The organism is Paenibacillus sp. FSL R7-0204 (assembly GCF_038002225.1).
Classification (GTDB): Bacteria; Bacillota; Bacilli; order Paenibacillales; family Paenibacillaceae; genus Paenibacillus_AQ.
Genome location: NZ_JBBOCA010000001.1, coordinates 2,881,151 through 2,902,718 on the forward strand (window position 1 = coordinate 2,881,151; position 21,568 = coordinate 2,902,718).

Annotated in this window: 18 protein-coding genes and 1 riboswitch; of the genes, 13 read left to right on the top strand and 5 right to left on the bottom strand. The window is 53.9% G+C overall.

Annotation, left to right across the window (positions count from 1 at the left end; all coding sequences use genetic code 11):
• Positions 1-49: 49 nt before the first annotated feature.
• Genes MKX42_RS12750 through MKX42_RS12760 form a run of 3 tightly spaced genes read left to right on the top strand, consistent with a single transcriptional unit; the run spans position 50 to position 3,909 of the window.
• Positions 50-1,582: a spore germination protein gene (locus tag MKX42_RS12750; protein WP_340752815.1), complete on the top strand. Its 1,533-nt coding sequence runs from the start codon at positions 50-52 to the stop codon at positions 1,580-1,582.
• Positions 1,572-2,777: a Ger(x)C family spore germination protein gene (locus MKX42_RS12755; protein WP_340752816.1), complete on the top strand. Its 1,206-nt coding sequence runs from the start codon at positions 1,572-1,574 to the stop codon at positions 2,775-2,777. The genes MKX42_RS12750 and MKX42_RS12755 overlap by 11 nt, the downstream gene beginning before the upstream one ends.
• Positions 2,778-2,811: 34 nt before the next feature.
• A complete protein-coding gene (locus MKX42_RS12760) occupies positions 2,812-3,909 on the top strand; it encodes a GerAB/ArcD/ProY family transporter (RefSeq protein WP_340752817.1) in 1,098 nt (365 codons plus the stop codon).
• A gap of 5 nt (positions 3,910-3,914) precedes the next feature.
• On the opposite strand, the gene MKX42_RS12765 is transcribed toward MKX42_RS12760, so the two are convergent.
• From MKX42_RS12765 to MKX42_RS12775, 3 genes are all read right to left on the bottom strand, one after another.
• Complete coding sequence (locus MKX42_RS12765; RefSeq protein WP_340752818.1) at positions 3,915-4,148, bottom strand: hypothetical protein; 234 nt, start codon at positions 4,146-4,148, stop codon at positions 3,915-3,917.
• Positions 4,149-4,291: 143 nt separating this feature from the next.
• Positions 4,292-5,317 carry an ABC transporter substrate-binding protein gene (locus MKX42_RS12770; protein ID WP_340752819.1) on the bottom strand — a complete coding sequence of 342 codons (1,026 nt, stop codon included), beginning with the start codon at positions 5,315-5,317 and terminating at the stop codon, positions 4,292-4,294.
• A gap of 102 nt (positions 5,318-5,419) precedes the next feature.
• Entirely contained in the window at positions 5,420-7,009 is a 1,590-nt protein-coding gene (locus tag MKX42_RS12775; RefSeq protein WP_340752820.1) for an AraC family transcriptional regulator, read from the bottom strand.
• Positions 7,010-7,157: 148 nt separating this feature from the next.
• On the opposite strand from MKX42_RS12775, the gene MKX42_RS12780 reads away from it, so the two are divergent.
• The 5 genes from MKX42_RS12780 (at position 7,158) to MKX42_RS12800 (ending at position 11,972) form a co-directional block, all read left to right on the top strand.
• Positions 7,158-7,517: a (2Fe-2S) ferredoxin domain-containing protein gene (locus MKX42_RS12780; protein ID WP_036727434.1), complete on the top strand. Its 360-nt coding sequence runs from the start codon at positions 7,158-7,160 to the stop codon at positions 7,515-7,517.
• Positions 7,518-7,627: 110 nt separating this feature from the next.
• Positions 7,628-8,437, top strand: coding sequence for a GNAT family N-acetyltransferase (locus MKX42_RS12785; protein WP_340752821.1), 810 nt, complete (start codon positions 7,628-7,630; stop codon positions 8,435-8,437).
• A 42-nt stretch (positions 8,438-8,479) separates the two neighbouring features.
• Positions 8,480-9,211: an SDR family NAD(P)-dependent oxidoreductase gene (locus MKX42_RS12790; RefSeq protein WP_340752822.1), complete on the top strand. Its 732-nt coding sequence runs from the start codon at positions 8,480-8,482 to the stop codon at positions 9,209-9,211.
• A 101-nt stretch (positions 9,212-9,312) separates the two neighbouring features.
• Positions 9,313-10,470, top strand: a complete 1,158-nt coding sequence (locus MKX42_RS12795; protein ID WP_340752823.1) for an AI-2E family transporter — start codon at positions 9,313-9,315, stop codon at positions 10,468-10,470.
• A 20-nt stretch (positions 10,471-10,490) separates the two neighbouring features.
• Positions 10,491-11,972, top strand: coding sequence for a carboxylesterase/lipase family protein (locus MKX42_RS12800; protein WP_340752824.1), 1,482 nt, complete (start codon positions 10,491-10,493; stop codon positions 11,970-11,972).
• A 268-nt stretch (positions 11,973-12,240) separates the two neighbouring features.
• On the opposite strand, the gene MKX42_RS12805 is transcribed toward MKX42_RS12800, so the two are convergent.
• Complete coding sequence (locus MKX42_RS12805) at positions 12,241-13,419, bottom strand: PstS family phosphate ABC transporter substrate-binding protein (RefSeq protein WP_340752825.1); 1,179 nt, start codon at positions 13,417-13,419, stop codon at positions 12,241-12,243.
• 230 nt (positions 13,420-13,649) lie between these two features.
• A riboswitch (FMN riboswitch) is annotated at positions 13,650-13,797 on the top strand.
• A gap of 127 nt (positions 13,798-13,924) precedes the next feature.
• On the opposite strand from MKX42_RS12805, the gene MKX42_RS12810 reads away from it, so the two are divergent.
• Positions 13,925-14,887: a DMT family transporter gene (locus tag MKX42_RS12810; RefSeq protein WP_340752826.1), complete on the top strand. Its 963-nt coding sequence runs from the start codon at positions 13,925-13,927 to the stop codon at positions 14,885-14,887.
• Positions 14,888-15,034: 147 nt separating this feature from the next.
• Here MKX42_RS12810 and MKX42_RS12815 read toward each other — a convergent pair whose 3' ends face one another.
• Entirely contained in the window at positions 15,035-16,192 is a 1,158-nt protein-coding gene (locus MKX42_RS12815) for a hypothetical protein (RefSeq protein WP_340752827.1), read from the bottom strand.
• A gap of 188 nt (positions 16,193-16,380) precedes the next feature.
• On the opposite strand from MKX42_RS12815, the gene MKX42_RS12820 reads away from it, so the two are divergent.
• The 4 genes from MKX42_RS12820 to lysA all read left to right on the top strand — a co-directional run bounded on the left by MKX42_RS12820 (position 16,381) and on the right by lysA (position 21,450).
• Positions 16,381-17,046: a stage V sporulation protein AA gene (locus tag MKX42_RS12820; protein WP_340752828.1), complete on the top strand. Its 666-nt coding sequence runs from the start codon at positions 16,381-16,383 to the stop codon at positions 17,044-17,046.
• Positions 17,043-17,468 carry a stage V sporulation protein AB gene (locus MKX42_RS12825; RefSeq protein ID WP_340752829.1) on the top strand — a complete coding sequence of 142 codons (426 nt, stop codon included), beginning with the start codon at positions 17,043-17,045 and terminating at the stop codon, positions 17,466-17,468. Before MKX42_RS12820 ends, MKX42_RS12825 begins: the two co-directional genes overlap by 4 nt.
• A 691-nt stretch (positions 17,469-18,159) precedes the next feature.
• Entirely contained in the window at positions 18,160-19,923 is a 1,764-nt protein-coding gene (locus tag MKX42_RS12830) for a spore germination protein (RefSeq protein ID WP_445669374.1), read from the top strand.
• Positions 19,924-20,115: 192 nt separating this feature from the next.
• Positions 20,116-21,450 (top strand): diaminopimelate decarboxylase, encoded by a 1,335-nt coding sequence (gene lysA, locus MKX42_RS12835; protein WP_340752830.1) that lies wholly within the window; start codon positions 20,116-20,118, stop codon positions 21,448-21,450.
• Positions 21,451-21,568: the final 118 nt, after the last annotated feature.

The window sequence follows — 21,568 nt, forward strand, 5'->3', positions numbered from 1 at the left end:
GTATAAAAAAAGGATCGCGGGCGAATAGTAAGAGCCAGGAGGTGAGGATATGGAGGATATAAATTCGCCGGTCTCCCCTAGGCTGGAAGACAACATCAGTACCATTCAAGCAAGGCTCGGGAACAGCCCCGATCTGGTTATACGCACTTATGAATTAATTAATAGAACAGCCCGTGTGGCTGCAGTATATATCGCTGGCATAACAGATAGAGTGATGGTCGATGACTATATCTCGCATGTCATGTCCTTTCAAGCTCTGAATGACCGTGCACGGCTTGCGGTAACTCCGGAGGAAGTCTACAGCTATATTAAAGAGAATGCCCTTAGTATAGGCAAGGAGAAGCTGGTTACAGATATTAACGGGCTGCTGGAGGCGCTGCTCTCGGGCGATACGGTTATTCTGGTGAACGGAGTGGAAGGAGGTATTAGTGGAAGCACCTGCGGCGGGGAGTCCCGCGCGGTTACGGAGGCAGGCACCCAGGTCGCCATCCGCGGCTCCAAAGAAAGCTTCACAGAGACCATCAGCACGAATATTGCCCTGGTCCGCAAAATCATCAAGAACCCGGACCTCTGGACCGAAACGATGAAGCTGGGCGATGTTACCCACACTGATATCACGATTATGTATATCCGCGGCATTGCCGATGAAGCGACGATTCAGGCGTTCAAGGATAAGCTTCAGGAGATTAAGGTCGATATGATTCTGGAGTCGGGATATATCGAGCAGATCGTAGAGGACAATAAATATTCGCCGTTCCCCACAATGTTCAATACGGAGCGCCCGGATAGTGTGGCAGCCAATCTGCTGGATGGACGGATAGCTATCTTCGTGGACGGTACCCCATTTGTCCTGATTGCTCCTACGACCTTCTTCATGTTCTTTCATACGGTGGAGGATTACTACCAGCGGTATGATATCTCCTCGCTGATCCGGATGCTCCGGTTTGTGTGCCTGGTCATTTCGATGTATGGTCCGGCAATCTTCGTTGCTGCGCTGAACTTCCATCAGGAGATGATTCCAACCCCGCTGCTGATCAATCTGGCGTCACAGCGGGAGGGGGTGCCGTTCCCTGCCTTTGTTGAAGCGGTTCTCATGGAGGTTACCTTTGAGATTATCCGGGAAGCAGGGGTCCGTATGCCTTCACCGATCGGCCAGACCGTCTCCATCATTGGCGGTCTCGTGCTTGGGACAGCAGCGGTTCAGGCAGGGATCGTCTCGCCGGCGATGGTCATTGTGGTCTCGCTGACAGGAATCTCCAGTTTTGCTACACCTGCCTTCAACATGGCGCTCTCCATCCGCATGCTGCGGTTTATCATCATGGCGATCGCCGCATTTATGGGATTGTATGGCATCGCCATATTCACTATTATGCTGATTGCTCATCTATGCAGCCTGCGCTCGCTCGGGGTTCCTTACATGACGCCTATCGGTCCCTTTGTTCCGGGGAATCTGAAGGATACCTTCATCCGCTCCCCGCAGAGCTTCACGAGGCTCAGAAAGCGGCTAGTCAACAACAGCAACCGCTCTTCAGCCTCTCCCGCAGGGAAAAGGGCCGCCGGGAGGAAATCTGATGAACGGTAAGGGGCTACTGCGCCTGATCGCCGTAGCGGTGCTGGTCCTGCCGCTTGGCGGCTGCTGGAACAGCCGTGAATTGAATGAGCTGGCCGTTGTAAGCGGCATAGGGATGGATCTTGTCCCGGAGACAGATGAATACCGGGTCACCTTTCAATTGGTCAATCCGTCTTCAACATCGACAAGTACCTCTCCCGGAAGTGGCAAACCTGCTGTAGTGGTGGTAACGGCCACTGACAAAACGATGTTCGGCGCGCTGCGGCGGGCGTCGAAGCATGTAACCCGCCAGCTTTTTTTTGCCCATACCCAGCTTATTGTACTTGGGGAGCCCCTGGCGCGGGATGGTATTAACGATATCTTCGACATCTTCGAGCGGTCCCATGAGCTGCGGCTCAATTCAGAAATACTGGTCGCCCGTGGCAGCGATGCCGCCTCTGTCTTGAAGCTGCTGACCCCTGTAGAGAGTCTGCCTGCTCTGGGGCTGGTCAAAAAAGCGCAGAATACCTCCAGTGTCTGGGGGGAGAACCGGCCAATCAGCGTATTTGATGTCATTCACGGCATTACTGGAGAAGGTGATCTGACGATCAATGCGGTGAAGATCAAGGGAGATGCTCAGGAGGGGGAGAAGAAAAGCAATCTGGAGGGGTCAGAGACCCTGACCGAGACGGTGATGAACGGGCTTGGGGTGTTCAGACAGGGAAAGCTGCTCTACTGGATGAAGGACTCAGAAGCACGGGGCACCGAGTGGCTGCTTAACCAGATAGATGAAACCGTGCTCGATATTGATGCGGATGACAAAAAAGAGTCCGTTGCCGTCAATATCATCTATTCCAGAACGGAGGTAAAAACCACGATGGAGAACGGTCTTCCGGTCTTTCATGTGACGATTGCGGAGGAGGGAAGCGTTAATGAAACAGACAGCTTCGTGGATCTCAGCAAGCGGGAAGAAATTATGAAGCTTGAGCAGGAGCTGGAAAAGAAGACGAGGATTGAGGTTATGCAGGCTTTTGAGAAGGGACAAGAGCTGGAGAGTGATATTTTCAATTTCGGCAATGAGCTGAAGCGGACGAATCCGCAGGAATGGGCAGCGCTGGACGGGGACTGGGGCCAGATCTTCGCGAAGGGCAAGCTGGATCTTAAGATCAAGGCTTACATCCGCAGTACCGGCATGAGTCTGAAACCCTATATTCCGGAAGGTAAATAATCGGTTTAACCGCAGAAATCAGGTGATTGGTGTTATGAAAAAAGAAGCGATCAGTCCGAACCAGCTGCTTGCGTTGATCATTCTGTTTGAGCTGGGAACCGCCGTGCTTGTCCCTATCGGCCTGGAGAGCGGCCATTCGGTCTGGCTCGCGATTCTGATGGCCCTTCCCGGAGGCATCCTGCTGTATCTGGTATTCGCACAGCTCTATCTCCAGTTTCCGAACCAGATTATTAGCGGGTATACACGCACCATTCTCGGGCCGTGGCTGGGCTGGCCGGTCAGCCTGCTGTTTCTGCCGGTGATTCTCTATAACGGCTCCAGAAATCTGCGGGAAGCGGGGGATTTGCTGATCACGGCCTCCTATGACAAAACCCCGATTCTGATCATTAATTCGATCATGGTTATTGCCGTGATATATATCCTGAGCAAGGGGATAGAAGTGTTCGCCAGAACCGCCGAGATTGTCCTGTGGATCGTGATCTTTATGGGGTGCATCTGTATTATCGCTGTTATTTCGGCCGGGCTGGTGGAGTATAAGAATCTGTTCCCGCTACATCTGAATGACTACACGAAAGCCTTGAAATCAGCCTATCCCAACATCCTGATCTTTCCGTTCGGCGAATTGATGTGCTTCACTACCATTCTGCCCCACTTCAATAAATCCCGGAAAATTAAGAAGACCGGAATCGCAGCCATCATTGTCAGCGCCTGTCTGCTCAGCTTCACGCATGCAATCGAAATGTCTGTGCTTGGCGAGAACCTGTACAGCCGTACCGCCTTTCCCATGTTTACGACCATTACCCTTGTGAATATGGCCAATTTCATTCAACGGCTGGATGCCCTGGTAATGCTGACGCTGATTATCGGGGCGTTCTTTAAGCTGACCGTCTACTGTTATGCTGCTGTTGCGATTGCCAACGATCTGTTCAAGGTAAACGATACAAGCAGGCTGGTTATTCCGGCAGGCGTGATTATGCTGTTCAGCTCTTTTGTCAGCGCGCAGAATTATCCGGAGCATATGAATGACGGGAAGACTTTTCTGCAGACGATTCTGCCGGTATTCTGTGCGGTGATTCCAATCCTGCTGTTGCTGATTCATCTTGTCCGGCGTAAGTTCGGATTGTACCGTTAGAAGAATTAAGACGGTTTCCGGCGGGATTGACGCTTCTTAGAGGCATGAACGGCTACCTGAACGAACGGGAGAAGCAGGAAGATTGTGATACATATGGCTTCCTGTAGTGTGGTTGTAGCAAAGATGGTCGAGAGCGAATGAATGGATGCACGCAGGCTGATGCCGGACATCACATCAATGATGACTATTAACGTAAGCGTAAGCACAGCGAACAGCACATAGATAGAGATAATCTTCATGGAGGTCTCCTTGTGCACCGCAAGAATAATTTGCCGGTTCCGGCGCGGCGGGCTACAGATATTATCTCCGAGTATCGGATAGGGTAAACGCCAAAAGCTGCCGGAAGCCATTCGAGGCTCCGGGCAGCTTATTCATGAGTCCATTATTGTTGTGCCCCGGTCAGCCAATCGGCCAGCTCCTCCGTCTGAGCCAGAACGGCAATCGGATCATAATACCAGGAGCGATCTTCTTTCCATACATAGATCTTCCCGTTCTTGACCGCCGGCAGGCTGCCCCAGATCGGGTCTGCCTGGAAGTCTTGGGCAGTCCGGGTGTTGTCGGTGATGACCAGGTAATCACCTGCATACTTGCCCAGAGTCTCAGCGGATAATTCAGCCCACTGCTTCTCCATAATTTCAGCAGCCTCCCCAGCCGGCGGCTTGCGCCCCAGCGCCTGATAAATAGGCTGTCCTCCGCGTCCGAAGTTGTCCCCATAGACCCAGGTAGACTTGTCTGCATGCTCTAGAATGCTGAAGGTGGCCCCGGCAGGAATGGCTGCATCCACCCGGGCCTTGGCGTCAGCAATACGCTTATCGTAATCAGCCAGCCACGCTGCTGCTTCCTGCTCCTTGCCCAGCAGCTTCCCGAAATAGGTTAGTTCTTCATGTGCATTCTTCAAATCGCCGTATGGTACAATGACCGTCGGGGCAATCTGGCTGAGCGCCGCATAGCTGTCTGCATTGCCGGAGATAATCAAGTCTGGATTCAGCGCGATGATGTTCTCCGGTGACATTTTACCGTATGTGCCGGTATCGAATACTCCTGTGAGGAATTCTTTGAAATACATATTCTCCAGTGTAAGCCCGGGCGCACCGACCGGAATGGTATCCAGTGCAATTAAGCTGCCCAGATATTCCTCGGCAACAATCCGCTGCGGTGCTGCCGGCACCTCAATATCTCCATTCACAGTTGTCACGGTATGGAAGGCGGGAGCTGCGGTTGCAGCAGCCTTCTCCGGCTGAGGGGAGGAAGCGGGTATCGCGGTAGCCTTAGCTGAAGCAGCACCATTGCTGCTATTAGAAGGGTTGTTTCCACAAGCCGAGGCGATAAGAGTCAAAACCAGAAGCACAGAAAAGGCTAACCAATGCTTCGGATGAATGTGGCGTGAACGTAAGTACGGGATTTTCAAGATGTCTCCTCCTTAATCTGGAACGATTATCATTCTCAATAACACTTTACAGAGTTTGCGCTGATTAGACTATGGCTGAATGTGATGTCCGGCTATGTAAATTTATGATGTCAGCGCCTGCACCAGGACCTTCAGCTGGGCCTCGGAGGAGAGCGGATCGAAGCCGTAGAACATGTCTGACTGATTCAGGAAATAGATTCTTCCGCCTGCTGAGCCATTAACGGGCTGATGCTTCGCAGGGTGAAGTAAGCTCTGCAGCGGCTCCAGCGCTTCAGCAGCCTCAGCATTGGAGGTAATGAAGATATGGTCGGTGTGGTAGCGGGTGATGTTATGGAAGGCAATCTCCAGATAGCCCTTATGCAGCAGTCCCTCGGCAATGAGGCCAAGCGGCGGACGGAAGCCAAGATCATGATACAAAATCTGCGCCCCGCGGCCGTAGCTGCTGCTGAAGCAGTAGGCTGTCTCTGCGCCAAGCTCCAGGACCATGGCGGTTCCCCGGTCACCGATCCGCTGGTCTAGCAACTGATTAGCCTGGTCACAATGCCAGTCATACATACTTAGCCAGGCCTCAGCCTGCGGCTTGCGTCCCGTCACCTCGGCAATCAGCCGGAATTGCTCCCGCCAGTCCATTTGCATGAAGGGAATCTCAATCACCGGGGCTACGGACAGGAGCTGCTTGCTCTGGTCAGGCAAGGAGTAGCTGATAATGACATCCGGCCGTGCAGATGATAGACGTTCGTATAGACCCGCCGATCCGATCCCTTCATTCAGCAGCTTCTTCCTGGAGGGAACGGGCTGCATGCTCTCCATCCAGGCCGAATAGACTCCCAGCCGCGGGACCACTTCAAGCGCCTGGAGGCTGGCCGTATGATTGAAGTTCAGTGAGGCTACGGATTTGCTCTTACGGTGATAGGCTGAAGGCGAAATTCCTACGACCTGCTTGAATTTGCGGCTTAAATAGGTTCCTTCGCTATAACCAACCTCAAGCGCCAGCGTACTCAGATTCGGAGCCCCTGTAAGGATACGCTGCTGGGCCTTACGGATGCGCAACAGTGTTATATATTCATTGAAGGTCTGCCCGGTGAACCTGCGGAAGCTGCGGGAGAAATGCTCCGGGGTGATTCCGGCAAGTCCGGCAGCCTGTACTCTCGTCAAATCTTCATTATAGTGGGACTCTATATAATGCAGTACACGGTCAATCCACAGAGAGGGCGGCTCTGTGTACTCCGCAGCACTGTCATACAGCTCCGTGAGCAGTTCCGTGAACTGGGCTTGCAAGGAAAACGGCGTGCGCTGCTCCGGCTGATTCCAGCCGCTAAGAAGCTGCACAGCAAGCGTGCTTACCCGGGGAGGACAGTTTCGGACCGGCAGAGCGTGATTCACCAGGCTGAAGGGCCGGCTGTTACCGGAGATCACTGTATATTCGATCCACACGCCCTGCAGCTTATGGCTGCGGGGCAGCCTGATATCCACCGGACTGTCGCTGCACACAATATGACCGCCGGACAGACGGATACGTTCTCCATTCCAATCTATATCCCCATTTCCGCTGGTAACCACTATCAGAAATGAGGTGTAGGGCTCAATGGTATTTTTATGGTCAAAGAAGGCTTGATCCAGTGCCATTACACGCACCGGGATATAAAAGCTATGGGGTGTAGGCAATGAACTGCCGGCTTTTCGCGTCTGCATATTTGGAGTCACTCTTTTCATAGATGATAATCATTCTCAATGTTAGTATAACAGTCTTTCCTGCTATTGACGATCCTTGAACAGGAAGGTAAAGTTTAGGGTCAGAGACAAGCAGGGTATAGTTGTATTAGAGGGGGCGAAGAAGGCCATGACAACCTGGAATCTGCAAGGCACGGTCAGCCATTTGCTGATCTGTAACGGAAGTGACTGCAAGAAGCATAAGGGTGAAGAGGTAGCGGAAGCGATTGAGGATGAGATTACGAAGCAAGGGGCAGATGCGCTGATACATACAACAGTAACCCGCTGCAACGGAAGGTGCTCGGATGCCTGTGTCGTGATCTCTTACCCGGAAGGCGTATGGTACAGGGATGTCACCCCTAAATCTGCCAAAAGCCTGGTGCGCAAGGTGCTGAAGGGAGAACAGCTCGAAGAGAATCTGCTCTATACGTATGAAGAAGGCTTCAAGGCCGCTACCCCCAAGGGTGCCAAAGGTAAAAAGAAGAAATGATAGTATAGCGATTAGTGCAGCCCGCCGCTGGAATTCTCCGGCTAAGGGCTGTTTATTTTTTCCAAGGGGGGCATTACAATAGATAGAAAAGTCTAAGAGGGGGAAGCGGGATGTTCGTAAGCTTTGGGCCGGGGGATGATGTGCTGCACAGCAATCCGTTCATGCAGGAAGAGGTGGAATATAATCTTATTCATCTGATCGCGGGGAATAAGGAAGCCATGCGGCTGAAGACGGAGGAGAATGATCTGATCTTCGCCCATGCCGCCGGGCGTAACTCGTGGTTGTGGTTATCACCGGAGCTGGCTGAAGAGAGGCGCCATTCCCTTGTCCGCCAGTTGGCGGAAATGCTGGCGGACCGCGAGTTGCCGGGGGTTACCGGAACGCCGGAGACAGGGAAGCTGTTCGCTGATGCGTACAGCAAGCTTAACGGCAAGTCCTACCACGTCCGGATGATGATGGAGGCCTATCACTGCCCGCAGGTGCAGATGCCGCATGGTGTTAGCGGGAAACTGCAGCAGGCGGAGGCAGGCGATATTCCGCTCATCGCCGGGTATTTAGCCGGATTCGTGCAGGATTGCTTCGGTATGGAGAGTGCACCGGAGGATCATCTGGACTATGCCGCAGAGGTTACGGAGTCGGGCAAGCTACGACTGTGGATCGATCGGGACCAGCCGGTGTCCATGGTTAATCTGGCCCATCAGTCTGCCAGATATGCACGGATTAATGAGGTATATACTCCGCATGAATTCCGCAAGCACGGGTATGCCAGTGCAGCCGTTGCTGCCCTGTGTGCTGAACTGCTCAGCAAGGACATAACGCCCATGCTCTATGCCGATGCGGCGAATCCCGATTCCAATAAGGTCTATCAGTCGGTGGGCTTCAAGCGGACCGGAAGTATTGTTGATTTGCGCTTTCAGTAAGATTGTAATTATTAAGTCTATTACAGGGAGGAATGTCAAAGGATGCTGCAAGGAATGAAAATAATAGTGACCGGTGCTGCTTCAGGTATTGGTAAGTCCATTGTCAGACACAGTCTGGAGGCGGGAGCTGAGGTCATTGGTTGTGACCTGGATGGTCCCCGTCTGGAGGAGTTGAAGCACGAAGCCGCTTCGGATAAGCTCTACACTTACCGGTTGGATGTCGCCGATTACAGCGCGGTGGAGCACTTCTTCTCAGCCCTTCAGCAAGACCATGCGGATGTAAGCGGCCTGGTTAATAATGCAGGAATCTATCTTGGCCGCGGCCTGCTTGAGTATACGCCGGAGGAGATCAGCAGGGTGATGGATGTCAACATTAAAGGGTATGTCTACTTCTCGCAGGCCTTCGGACGGATGCTGCTGGAGCGCAAGCAAAAGGGCGTCATCGTCAACATGTCATCAGTTTCCGGCCAGGAAGGCAGCTCAGATGCAGTATATGGTCTAACGAAGGCTGCTATTCTTGGCTTGACCAAGAGCTGCGCAATGAATTTTGCTCCTTTGATCCGCGTGAATGCAGTGGCTCCGACCATGGCGGACACCCCGATGATGGGACATATTCCGGCCTGGAGGCAGCAGGAATACCGGGAACACCAGTTGAATCCTGAACCGCTGCTGGCGGAGGATGTTGCCGATACGGTGATTTTTATGCTGAGCAGCAGAGCCAGAGCTTATACAGGAGCCACCTTTGATATTAACAATGGCTGCTATTTGCGTTGATAGTTTCTGATTTGACTTGCAGCCACAGGGTTACTATGCTTATACATAGTGCAAATAATCACACTTAACAGGTAAGAGTTGCAGCTAGGGGGCGGCAGGATATGGATAGACGGCAGGTATGGCCGGATAAATTCAAGAAGTTTTTTCTGAACAACAAGTTTGTGGTAGGTCTGCTGATTGCGCTGCTGGTGGGCTTAACGATACTCGTATTCTCAAAGATTCCGTTTGTGTTCAAGCCGCTGTCTGTGCTTCTGCATACGGTGGCAGCGCCGCTGCTGCTCTCGGGAATCGCCTATTATCTGCTGAATCCGCTGGTGGACCGTCTGGAGAAGAGAAGCCGGGTAAAGCGGGCGTATGGCATTGTCATTCTATATCTGATCATCATGGGGATCATTACCCTGGTTCTGCTTATGGTCATCCCGATCATCCGCACCCAGCTTATGGGCCTGATTGACAACTTCCCCGTCTACAGTGAGCAGATCCAAGAGGAGTTCGTCCAGCTTACCGGCAGTGAACTGTTCAACAAGATTCAGTCGAGCGTGGGCACTGACCTTAGCGATATCACCAGCAAAGTGACGACCTGGGCCTCCGCCTTCCTGAATAATGCCGTCAGCGGCGTAGGCAGCTTCGTAGGAACACTGACCGAAATTGTACTGGCTGTAGTGACCACACCGTTCATTCTCTTCTATCTCCTGCGCGACGGCAAAAGATTGCCCGACTATCTCATGAGACTCATCCCTACCGCGCTGCGGCCGCAGTCCCGGATGGTGATGCAGGAAATGAACAATCAGATCGCATCGTATATCCGCGGCCAGATTATTGTCAGCTGCTGTATCGGAGCACTGCTCTATATCGGGTATCTGATTATCGGGCTGGAGTATTCGCTGGTTCTGGCAATCGTTGCCGCTTGTACGGCGGTGGTCCCTTATCTGGGGCCGGCCATTGCGATTACCCCTGCGCTGATTGTGGCGATGGTTACCTCACCGTTTATGCTGCTGAAGATGGTCATTGTCTGGACCGCCGTCCAGTTGATTGAAGGGAAGTTCATCTCGCCGCAGATTATGGGGAAATCGCTGAAGATCCACCCGATTACGATTATTTTTGTGATTATTTTTGCCGGAAAAATGTTCGGTGTACTCGGTATCATACTTGCGGTTCCGGGCTACGCCGTGCTTAAGGTGGTAATGACCCATATCTTCCAGTGGTTCCGCTTCCGCTCCGGGCTCTACAGAGTCATCGAAGAAAAGACTGAGGAATAAAGCGAAAAGGAATGAGTGCAATGACAGGACAACTGGTGAATACAGCTTATGGGCAACTGAAGGGAGAAGCGGGAAACGGCGTGAATGTGTGGCGCGGCATCCCGTTCGCTGCCCCGCCGCTTGGAGAGCTGCGCTTCCGGGCACCGCAGCCGCCGGAGTCCTGGAGCGGCGTGCGGGAGGCCGTCAAGTTCGGACCGGTCAGCCTGCAGCCGGTCAGCACCAGCGGGACGCGGTTCGGCGGCACCACCCCTATCTATGATGAAGACTGTCTATATCTGAATGTCTGGTCCCCGGCGGTTGCGGAGGAGACCGAAGCGCTGCCGGTGATGGTGTGGATTCACGGCGGTACCTTCGTTACCGGCGCAGGCAGCCAGCCAATGTTCGAGGGCAGCAATATGGCCGTCTCCGGGAACGTCGTAGTGGTTACCGTGAATTACCGGCTGGGTCCGCTCGGCTTCCTGCATCTGTCTCCGCTGGGCGGAGGACTGGGCAGTAATCTGGGCCTCCTGGATCAGATTGCTGCCCTGGAATGGGTGCAGCAGAATATCGCTGCATTCGGCGGTGATCCGGCGCGTGTCACGGTCTTCGGGGAGTCGGCAGGGAGCATGAGTATTGCTGCACTGCTGGCGATGCCTGCGGCGAAGGGACTGTTCGCCCGGGCCATTATGGAGAGCGGGGCGGGGCAGACACTGAATGAAGAGCTCGGCGGGCAGATTGCCGCAGCTTTCCTGGCAGAGCTGGGCCTTCAACCCGGCGGCGATACGCAGCTTCTGCATACGCTGTCGGCCGGAGAGATCATGGAAGCCGCAGGGCGGATGGCGTACAAGCTGTCCGGAGACTCGATGAATATGTTTTTCCAGCCAGTTGTTGAGCCGGGAACCCTGCCGGTTGAACCGGTACAGGCCATTGCGGCGGGAGCCGCCAGCGGCATTCCCGTGGTGATCGGAACGAATCTGCACGAAGGCAATCTGTTCTTCCGCGAGGGGCAGAAGGCCGATAACTTCGAGCAATCGCTCAAAGCGCTGGAGCAGCTGATGGGAGTGGACGACCTCTCCGAGCTGACCTCGGATTACAGCCATACCTGGGAAGGACAGGCGGAGGTGCTGACCGACCTGTTCTTCTGGGCCAGCTCGATTTCGTTCGCGGACAAGCAGCAGGGACATGCCCCCGTCTGGATGTACCGCTTCGACTGGACGGTGCAAGGGCATCCACTGCTGGAGAAAGCCATTCACGGCGCCGAGATTCTGTATGTCTTCAACAACCTCCCGCTGCTGAAGCAGTACGGCCTGAGCGTGACGCCGGAGATGGAGGCAGTGGCCGGGGCGATGCAGACCGCCTGGACCGCCTTCGCCCATAGTGGAGATCCGGCAGCGCCGGGACTGGATTGGCCTCAGTACACGCCGAAGACGCGGGCAACGATGATATTTGACCAGTCCTCGCGTGTGGTGAACGACCCGGACGGGGAGAAGCGCAGACGGATATTTGAGTATTATAAGGGATAAGTTTACAGACAGCAGCCCTCGCCGGAGGAAGACCTCCAGGAGGGCTGCTGCCTGTGTGCGGGCCGGAATGTAAGTGGAAACCCGGAGTGTGGGCCAAATGTAATCGAAAAACCGATTACAATGGACGTTGCGTGGGTGTTAGAGCGGAATGTAATCGAAAAACCGAACACAATGGGCGGACGCGGCGGTGTGCTGGCTGCATGTTATGCCATCAGAAAGCGATGAGGCACCAGCATCCTTCCCCCTTAAAGGATGCTGGTGCCTCTGTTTATTTAACCGGCGTATAGCCCGTCCTCTCAACCAGTTCCTGGCCCTCGGCGGACAGAATCCAGTCCAGGAAAGGCTCGATGTTAGGGTTGGTGCTGCCGGCCGTTACGGCGTAGAATTCGACGGCGAGCGGGTATTTGCCGCTGCGGATGGTCTCCTTGGAAGGCGGCACCTGATCGATGGCCAGCAGCTTGATCTCATCGCTGGCATTCATCTGTGAGGCGTAGAACAGGAAGCTGAAGCCGAGTGCGTTATTGAAGTTACGGTAGCTGGCGGTCAGGCTGATAATCCCGCTCATCACATCAGCTACATTCTCCTTCGGAGGAGCCATCAGCTGGCGGTCCTCCATGATTTTTTGCAGCTTGGTCTGGCTGCCGCTGTTCTCTTCCCGCTGAAAAGCCCGGATGGACGCCTTCTTGCCGCCGACCTGCTTCCAGTTTGTGACGGTGCCGGAATAGATATCCTTAATCTGATCTACCGTTAAGCTATCCACCGGATTGCGTTTGTTGACGAAGAAGACGAATGCTTCGCGCCCGATCGGAGTGAGCTTCAGCTCAACGCCTGCGCGCTTCGCCTGCTTCGTCTGGGCTAGGGAAGGGGCTGCGGCAAATATAATATCAGCATTCCCGGCGATCAGACGCTTGTAAGCCTCGGAAGTGCTGGTGCACAGGACGAGATCATTTCCGGTTAGCTCAATGCTGGAGTTATAGGTATCCTTTGGATACACCGCCTGGGCAAAGGCGGAATACAGCGGATACAGTGCCGTTGCGCCATCCAGACGGGGCATTTGCTCCGTAAGCTGATAGGATGCCTTATGATCCAGAGAAGCAGCTTTGGTATTTGCCTCAAAGGGCGCGTATTGGTACAGGTTCACCTCTGGTTCCCTGACTTCTGCCAGGCTGTTCACATACGCTTGTCTGATCTCATGGCCTGCGGCTGTCAGCACACAGATTCCGGCAAAAGCGGCCAGGAGCATCCGCCTTACCTTGCTGCTGAACAGGCGGAAGATGCCCAGCACGGAGAATACAGCGAGCCCTGAAGCAACGACCAGGACTAGTGGGCCATAGAACAGCATCCCGCCTGTAAAAGAGACAATAAAGTAAGTAATAAAGCCAATAATGGCAATGCCGGCCAGAGCAAAGATGGAATACAGCAGATTGGTCGGAAAACTTCTTTTCATGATAACCTCCATAAATCTCTATATTAGGGATGATTAATGTTCATACTATAGTGTAGCGCACACTGCCGTTTCTGCCAAACGAACCAGAACCTGGATGCGGCACGCAAATTGGATTAGCAGAATGATGGTTTGAATGATTATTGAATGAAATATAATGATTATTTTCATAAAAAGCTGGACGAAATCAAAAATCAGAGGTATTCTGGGATTGTGAAAATAATAACAGAATACAAGATTCTCGGGGTAAGGTGAAATTCCTGACCGGCGGTGATGTTCGTGAGAACTAAGCCCGCGACTCGTTACTCTATCACAAGAGGAAGCGACTGATCTGGTGACAATCCAGAGCCGACGGTAAAGTCCGGATGGGAGAGGATCATAAGATAAAGGCGGCGGGTCTATTCCGTATGTCTTTATTGATAACGACCCCCGATGTTTGTCCTGTTCACAGGACTCATGGGGGTTTTTGGTCTCTATCGAGGGTTTGTATCGACAAGGAGAATGAAAGATGAGTAATGTATCTGCTTCATCCCAAGGCTTGCGTACCGCACCGGTGCGCAGCGGATTCTGGCTGGTGGTTCTGGGGGCGGCCTTATGGGGAGTTGACCCGCTGTTCCGCATTATCCTGCTGAAATCCCTGACTTCGTCCCAGATTGTACTGCTTGAGCATGTTGTGCTCTTCCTGGTTGCCGCTCCGGTAATGTGGCGTAACCGCGCAGAGCTGAAGGGTGTACGTCTGCGTCAGGCTGCAGCGCTGCTAGTGGTATCGTGGGGCGGCTCAGCCGTAGCGACCATTCTGTTCACCAAAGCTCTATCCAGCGGAGACTTCAATGCCGTGCTGCTGCTCCAGAAGCTTCAGCCCTTGTTCGCCATTGGTCTTGCCGCTGTTATTCTAAAAGAACGCCTGCCGCGCAATTTCGCACCGCTGCTTATCGTTGCCCTGGCCGGGACGTACCTGCTGACCTTCGGCTGGACGATTCCCTTCGGCCATGTAAACAGCTTCATGGGTGTAGGAAGCCTGATGGCGCTGGGTGCTGCCGCTTTGTGGGGCGGCTCTACGGTCATGGGCCGTTATCTGCTCGGCTCAATGAAATATGAGACGGTAACCTCATTACGCTTCATTCTGGCGCTCCCGTTGCTGTTCGTCATTACAAGCATGGAAGGCGCTCCGTGGCAGATGAGCGGCGGAGTCAGCGGCTCGGCGGCAGTTGCCGTTAACCTGCTGCTGCAGGCGCTGCTGCCCGGACTGCTCAGCATGCTGCTCTACTACAAGGGACTGAATACGACCAAAGCTTCGGTAGCAACCCTGGCCGAACTAAGCTTCCCGATGACCGGTATTCTGATTAACTGGGTGGTCTATCAGCAGCTTGTAACCCTGCCGCAGATTGTCGGCTTCGCGCTGATCTGGACGGCACTGTTCTTCATCTCCAGTCAGCAGCGGGATCAGCTGCAGCCGGCCAAACAGAATTAACTTCATAGCGCTACAGTCTGAGGGGACATACCCCAGGACCCAGCGCATCATAGTCAAAGAGGATGTTCCTACACGGCCGCGCCGTCCGGGAACATCCTCTTTGCCTTATAGCAGAAGCAGGGGAAGGCTGCCGCCGCTGGAGTGATTTTATTTCACATATGGAGTGACCTTGATGCTCTTGTACCCAAGCTCCTTAAGCTGCGCTGGTGCGATATACAGCCTGCTTGCCGAATTGAAGCTGTTCACAGGGGTGAGGACTGTGTGATTGCTGCCGTTTGTAATTTTGTAGATATAAGCAGCGGAAGGGTCGCCGGTTGCGCTAAGGTTCATGACTTCGATCTTCCAGCCGAGGGCCGCGGCAAGCGGCTTCACCGGTATCCACTCTTGTCCGCCCTTAGTGAACACGGTGGATACATCCACACTTTTTCCGTCCAGATTCAGGTTGTGTTCATAGGCTAAGGTGATCGGCATCTCCGTGACAGGCAGGTCTTTCAGCAGCATACCCTTAGGGAATGTGACTTCCGGTCTTGAAGATGGAGAAGCAGGGAACAAGGCTTCAAGCTCGCGGGTGTCCTTGACCAGTCGTGACGATCCGTCCTTCAGATTATAGATCCAAGGGAGACGTTTGGGCTCGTTTTTGACATATTGCAGCAGTCCCTTCGTCAAGTTCCAGTTGTTCAAGGTCCCTTTCAGCAGCTCCTGCCGCTTCCCGGTGGACGGATCGTACGTACTGATCACATTCTGCCTGGCAGCCTCATTATATCCGCTCTCAAGCAGCGTATGCTGGTTGATCCACCGGGCATTGTAATACTGCTGAGTAGAATAATAGACGGATACTTTGCCGGTTACGGTATTTCTCAGATACTGATCGTTGAATTTCGCGATATAGCCCTCTGGCTGACGTTCGTAACGGGAACGCTCCAGCACACCCCAGCGGCCGTCAGGGGATAGGGTGTATTCGCTTTTGCGCATAATGGACTGGCTCTGCTTATCGTAGACATAGGCTTGCTCCGGATCATCCATCCCCGTCAATTGCAGGTTCCCGCTGTCACTCTTCCGGAAATGCTGAAAAGCCTCCGGCCATTTACTATAGGTCCCATCCGGCTGCCGGGCAATGACGGCATTGATGAACTGGTTCCCGTCCAATTGACTCACCGAATACAGCTGGACGTTACTGCTCTTGCTGGTATAGGAATCGTATACTTCGATTTTCTCGGCTGCATGTGCTGTGAGCGGCGCAGCGAGTGCCAGAAGCATTGATGCAGAGAGAACCAACCGTAAGGATTGATGTAATGCTTTTTTCATATGAACTTCCATCCCTTCTGTGTAAATAACTGTAACTATAGACGGACCTGGGGCAGGAAAAGTTTCGGTGGTCCAACTTAATCCCGATGAATTGCAAAGGGGAAGAGTAAAAATAAGCCTTTTTTCCCATACTACCCTTATTCTTGCCGTAGGACAGCTTCACACCTGAGCTTAAGGAGGCCCCGCAGATGAACACTGATTCCCCGGCTCCAGCCGTATATATCCAGCTTAAGAACCGGGTGACGGTGCCCAAGGGCAAGGGGGTGCTGCTGCGCGATGTCGCTTATCTGATCACTGATCCGCAATGGCGGGAGCCGCTGTATACACTGCTTGTGCTTCAGCCGAAGGAGAGTGACGGCAATCTGATTCTGATTGATCTGCTGACCGTCATTCCCCGAATTCAGGATATGTACCCCGATGCGGAGATTCAGCCGATTGGCGAAGGCCGCACCATTGTACAGATTGAAGGCCCGGCTACGGCAACCAAGCCTTCCATGGCTCTTTTCGTGCTGGTATGGCTGCTGCTGTTCTTCGGCTCTGCGCTGACCATTATGAATTTCCATGCCGATGTCAGCATGCTGGAGGTACAGATCCGGATTGTGGAGATGCTGACCGGCCGCAGGGACGAGCATCCTTATCTTTTTCAGATTGCCTATTCGCTGGGCATCGGAATTGGGATGGTGATTTTTTTCAATCATTTATTCAAAAAGAAATGGAACGAGGAGCCGACTCCCCTTGAGGTGGAAATGTTCCTGTATCAGAAGAATATCGATCAATATGTAATCAACGAGGAGTACCGCAAAATGAAACGCCGAAGTGACGAAGCACCCGGCAGACGGGAGGGGGGCGCATGACGGCTCCGCTATCGCTCGGACTTCATCTGCTGCTCGGGATTGCCGGGGGAATCGCGGTGGGCGGCGGAGTGATTGCATTATTCGTAGTGCTGGACATCATCCCCCGGCTGGCGCAGCTTACCTCCTCCTATGACAAGGTTCACTGGTATGAGGGAGCGATGGTCGGCGGTTCCCTATTGGGAACGGTAAGCGACTTCTGGAACTGGAAAATGGCGGCCGGCCCGCTGATCGAGCTGGGGGTCGGCCTGTTCAACGGCGTATTTATCGGCATGCTGGCGGCGGCTCTGACCGAGGTGCTGAATGTCCTGCCGATCCTGGCCAAACGTCTGCATATGACCCACCTGCTGCTTGGTCTCTTAATGGCGATGGTATGCGGCAAGGTGGCGGGGGCGTTGTTCGACTTTTTTGTATATCAACAGTAAAGGGGGCTATGGAGTGAGGTATATTCACAGCGGTGATCAGGTAGAGACGGATAACAAGCAAGACCAGTCTGCGCAGCAGAAGTCGCCGGAGAAAAAGGAGCCGGAGGAAGAGCAACCGGCTGCGTCCCAGAATGGCCGGGGGCAGGAGCTGGAGGCGTCAGCGGAGCTGGGCGCGGTGACGCGCCCGATTGAGGGCGGGCAGGAGAGCCCCTCTGGCCTGGATGCTCCGTCAGAAATTGCCGGGGAGGATAGCGGCGGTAAGAACGCAGCAGTTGGAGAAGGTGAGGATGACGGCAGTCAGAGTGCTGTGTCTGGGGATGATGAGGCTAGCGGCGGGAAGAACGCTGCACCTGGAGACACTGGGGCTGTTAGCGGGAAAGATGCTGTGGCTACAGATGATGAGACCAGCACCGAAGACGATCCCGCATCCGAGAACGGAGACGATCAGGAATCGTCCGGGGGAGGGATCAAAGGGTTTTTCAGCAGTCTGTTCGGCGACGATGCCGGGCCGGAGGAAGCTTCTGCGGAATCCGGGAACGGAGACCAGACAAAAGACCATTCGCAGCAGGACACGCATTTTGCCGGAGATTCTGCTTCCGCCGGTTTTGCAGGACAAGAATCAGCAGATTCCGAAGGTGCGGGTATACCCGAGCAGACCGGAGCAGCACAGGCAGGAGACAAGTCACAGGATATGGAAACCTCGGACGAGCTGGGGGAGCAGACGCAGGATAAGAGCCATAAAGGCTTTTTTGCCAGATTATTTGGAGATGATGAAGAGTCTGAGGATCAGGAGGAAGGTCAGGAAGCGGGTCAGCCACAGCAGCCGAAGCAGTCCGCACCTAAGCAGTCCGCCCCCAAGAAGGCCAAAGCCGGTCAGGGAGCGGATTCTGCAAGCAAGCCTAAGGACCCTCTGCAGCAAAAAAGGGACAATGAACGCTCCGACTCCCTGGAGCAGTCGATTACCTATTGGCAAGGCAACGATAAGATCCCGCAATCATTGGCGGATGCTAAGAATACACTGACCGAGGTAGTCGGGCTGGGCTCCTCCTTTGATATTGTGTTCAGGGAAATGTCCTTCGGCGGGAAAAGTGCGGCTCTGCTCTGCATCAGCGGCTTCGCCAAGGATACGATTATCGATGAAATTCTGAAGCGCCTGACGTATCTGACCCCTGATCATGTATCGACCGATGTGGTTGCCAGCTTCATGAGTGAATATATTCCCCATGTTCAGGTAGAGAAAGGCGAGCTGTTCAGCGAGAGCATCAACAAAGTGCTAGCCGGCATGAGCGCGTTCTTCATTGAAGGAGAATCGCAGGTTATTATTATGGATACCCGTTCGTATCCTTCCCGCAGCCCGGATGAGCCCTCGATTGAGCGGGTGGTCCGCGGATCGCGGGACGGCTTCACAGAGACGCTGCTAAGCAACGTGGCTCTGGTTAGAAGACGTATCCGCGACCCTGGGCTGAAGCTGGAGATGCATCAGATTGGACGGAGAACCCGGACAGATGTCTGCTTAGCTTACATCGATGATATCGTGGATAAGACCCAGGTGCAGGCCGTTACCGATAAGCTGAAAAGCGTCAATCTAGACGGCATTCCCCTGGCGGACAAGCAACTGGAGGAAGCGATTGTCGGCGGCGGCTGGAACCCCTATCCGCTGGTCCGTTATTCGGAACGGCCGGATATTGTCGCTTCCCATCTGCTGGAGGGCCGGGTGGTTGTTTTTGTCGATACTTCCCCGAGTGTCATGGTGCTGCCGACGACGTTTTTTGATCTTTGCCAGCATGCGGAAGAGAACCGCCAGACGCCTTTTATGGGGACCTATCTCCGCTGGGTCCGCTTCATCGGGATCTTTGCATCGATGTTCCTGCTTCCGCTGTGGATGCTGATGGTTCTCCATCCGGAGCTGAAGCCAGGCATGCTTGATTTCATCGGTCCGCAAAAATCAGCCAATCTCCCGCTCATTGCCCAGTTCCTGATCGTTGAGCTGGGGGTGGACCTGCTGCGGATGGCTGCAGTGCATACACCGACGCCGCTCGGCTCCGCGATGGGGCTGATCGCTGCCATTTTGGTCGGTGATATTGCTGTACAGACCGGGCTTTTTGTCAATGAAGTGGTGCTCTATATGGCGGTAGCCTCTATCGGGATGTTTGCAACGCCGAGCTACGAGCTGGGGCTGGCCAACCGGATTGTCCGGCTTGCGCTGCTGCTGGCGGTGGCTGCTTATGGCATTCCCGGCTTCATGATCGGCACGACGCTGCTGGTGGTGCTGCTGACCACACACCGTTCGTATAACTCTCCATACATGTGGCCGTTTATACCATTTAATGCAAAAGCTATGGCGGAGATCCTCCTGCGTCAGCCGGTGCTCAGCTCCAAAACAAGGCCATCCTTCAACAAAACAAGAGATAACACCCGGATGCCTGAGAATAAGGACGCCCCGCGCAAGTCGTAGGAAAATACAAATCAACTGCAAAAAAGTCCATTCAATGGTGTTCCCTCTGTCTGTTATACTGAATATACTGAACAGCCCCGCAATAAGCCGGATTTGTATTCTGAGCATCTTTTTCAGGAACGCATCGGGGCCCCAAATCATATACTAGACAGGGTGGATCGGATGATTCCACAGAAATTGGAGGACTGCGCAATGTTTTTACACGGGACGAGCCGAATCAATGATGCAGGGCATTTGGAGATCGGCGGATGTGATGTAACCGAATTGAAGGCGGAGTATGGAACACCGCTATATATAGTGGACGAGCAATTGGTCCGCCGCCGCTGCCGCGAGTATATGGAGGCATTCACAGCTTCCGGTCTCGGGTTCCAGGTGGCTTATGCCAGCAAGGCGTTCTCGACGATGGCGATGTGCCGGCTTGCGGATGAGGAAGGGCTGTCGCTGGATGTGGTCTCCGATGGAGAGCTGTATACTGCGCTGCAAGCCGGTTTCCCGGCGGAACGCATTCATTTCCACGGCAATAATAAGACACCGGATGAGATTGAGATGGCGATTGATGCAGGGATTGGCTGCTTTGTCGCCGATAATCTGGTGGAGCTCCGCCTGCTTCAGTCCATTGCCGCCCGCAGAGAAGTGACGGTTAATATTTTGCTGCGTGTTACGCCTGGGGTGGAAGCCCATGCCCATCATGCCTACGCTTCCACAGGACAGACCGACTCCAAATTCGGCTTCGATATCGGCAACGGCTCAGCCCGTGAAGCGGTTAGCCTGGCTGACAGCCTATCTAATCTGAATCTGCTCGGCGTGCATTCGCATATCGGGTCGCAGATTTTTGAGACCGAAGGCTTCCAGCTTGCCGTTGAACGTATCGCTGAGTTCACCCGTACCGTCAAGGAAGAGCTGGGAATCAGCTTCCCTGTAGTCAACCTGGGCGGAGGCTTCGGAATCCGTTATGTGGACGGCGATACGCCGCTGCAGGTATCCGAATATGTCGCAGCCATCACAGATGCAGTGAAGACCCACTTCGCCGGCATTAACGATTCGCTGCCGCAGATCTGGGTGGAGCCGGGCCGCAGTATTGTAGGGGATGCCGGAACGACCCTGTACACAGTTGGAACCAGCAAGGAAATTCCGGGTGTGCGCAAATACGTAGCCGTTGACGGCGGCATGACAGATAATCCGCGTCCGGCCCTGTATGAATCCAAGTACGAAGCGCTGCTGGCAAGCCGTGCGACTGAGCCTAACGTGGAGAAGGTATCCATCGCCGGCAAATGCTGCGAGAGCGGCGATATGCTGATCTGGGACGTTGAGCTGCCTAAGGTGGAGAGCGGCGATCTGCTGGCTGTGGCCTGCACAGGTGCCTACAATTACTCCATGGCCAGCAACTACAACCGTATCCGCCGTCCGGCGGTGGTATTCGTGCAGAACGGGCAGAGCGATCTGGTCGTACGCCGTGAGTCCCATCAGGACATTGTGGCCAATGATATCGTGCCTGCACGGATTGCTAAAGAGGCCGTTACGAAATAAGACTATAAGGGTTGTGCTATAACGGCAGGCGGGAAGACTTCCCGCTTGCTTTGCTTTGTGCCCCGTTTCATAGTAAACTAATAAACGTGTTCTACATTTGTCATTTCGAAAGGGGTCA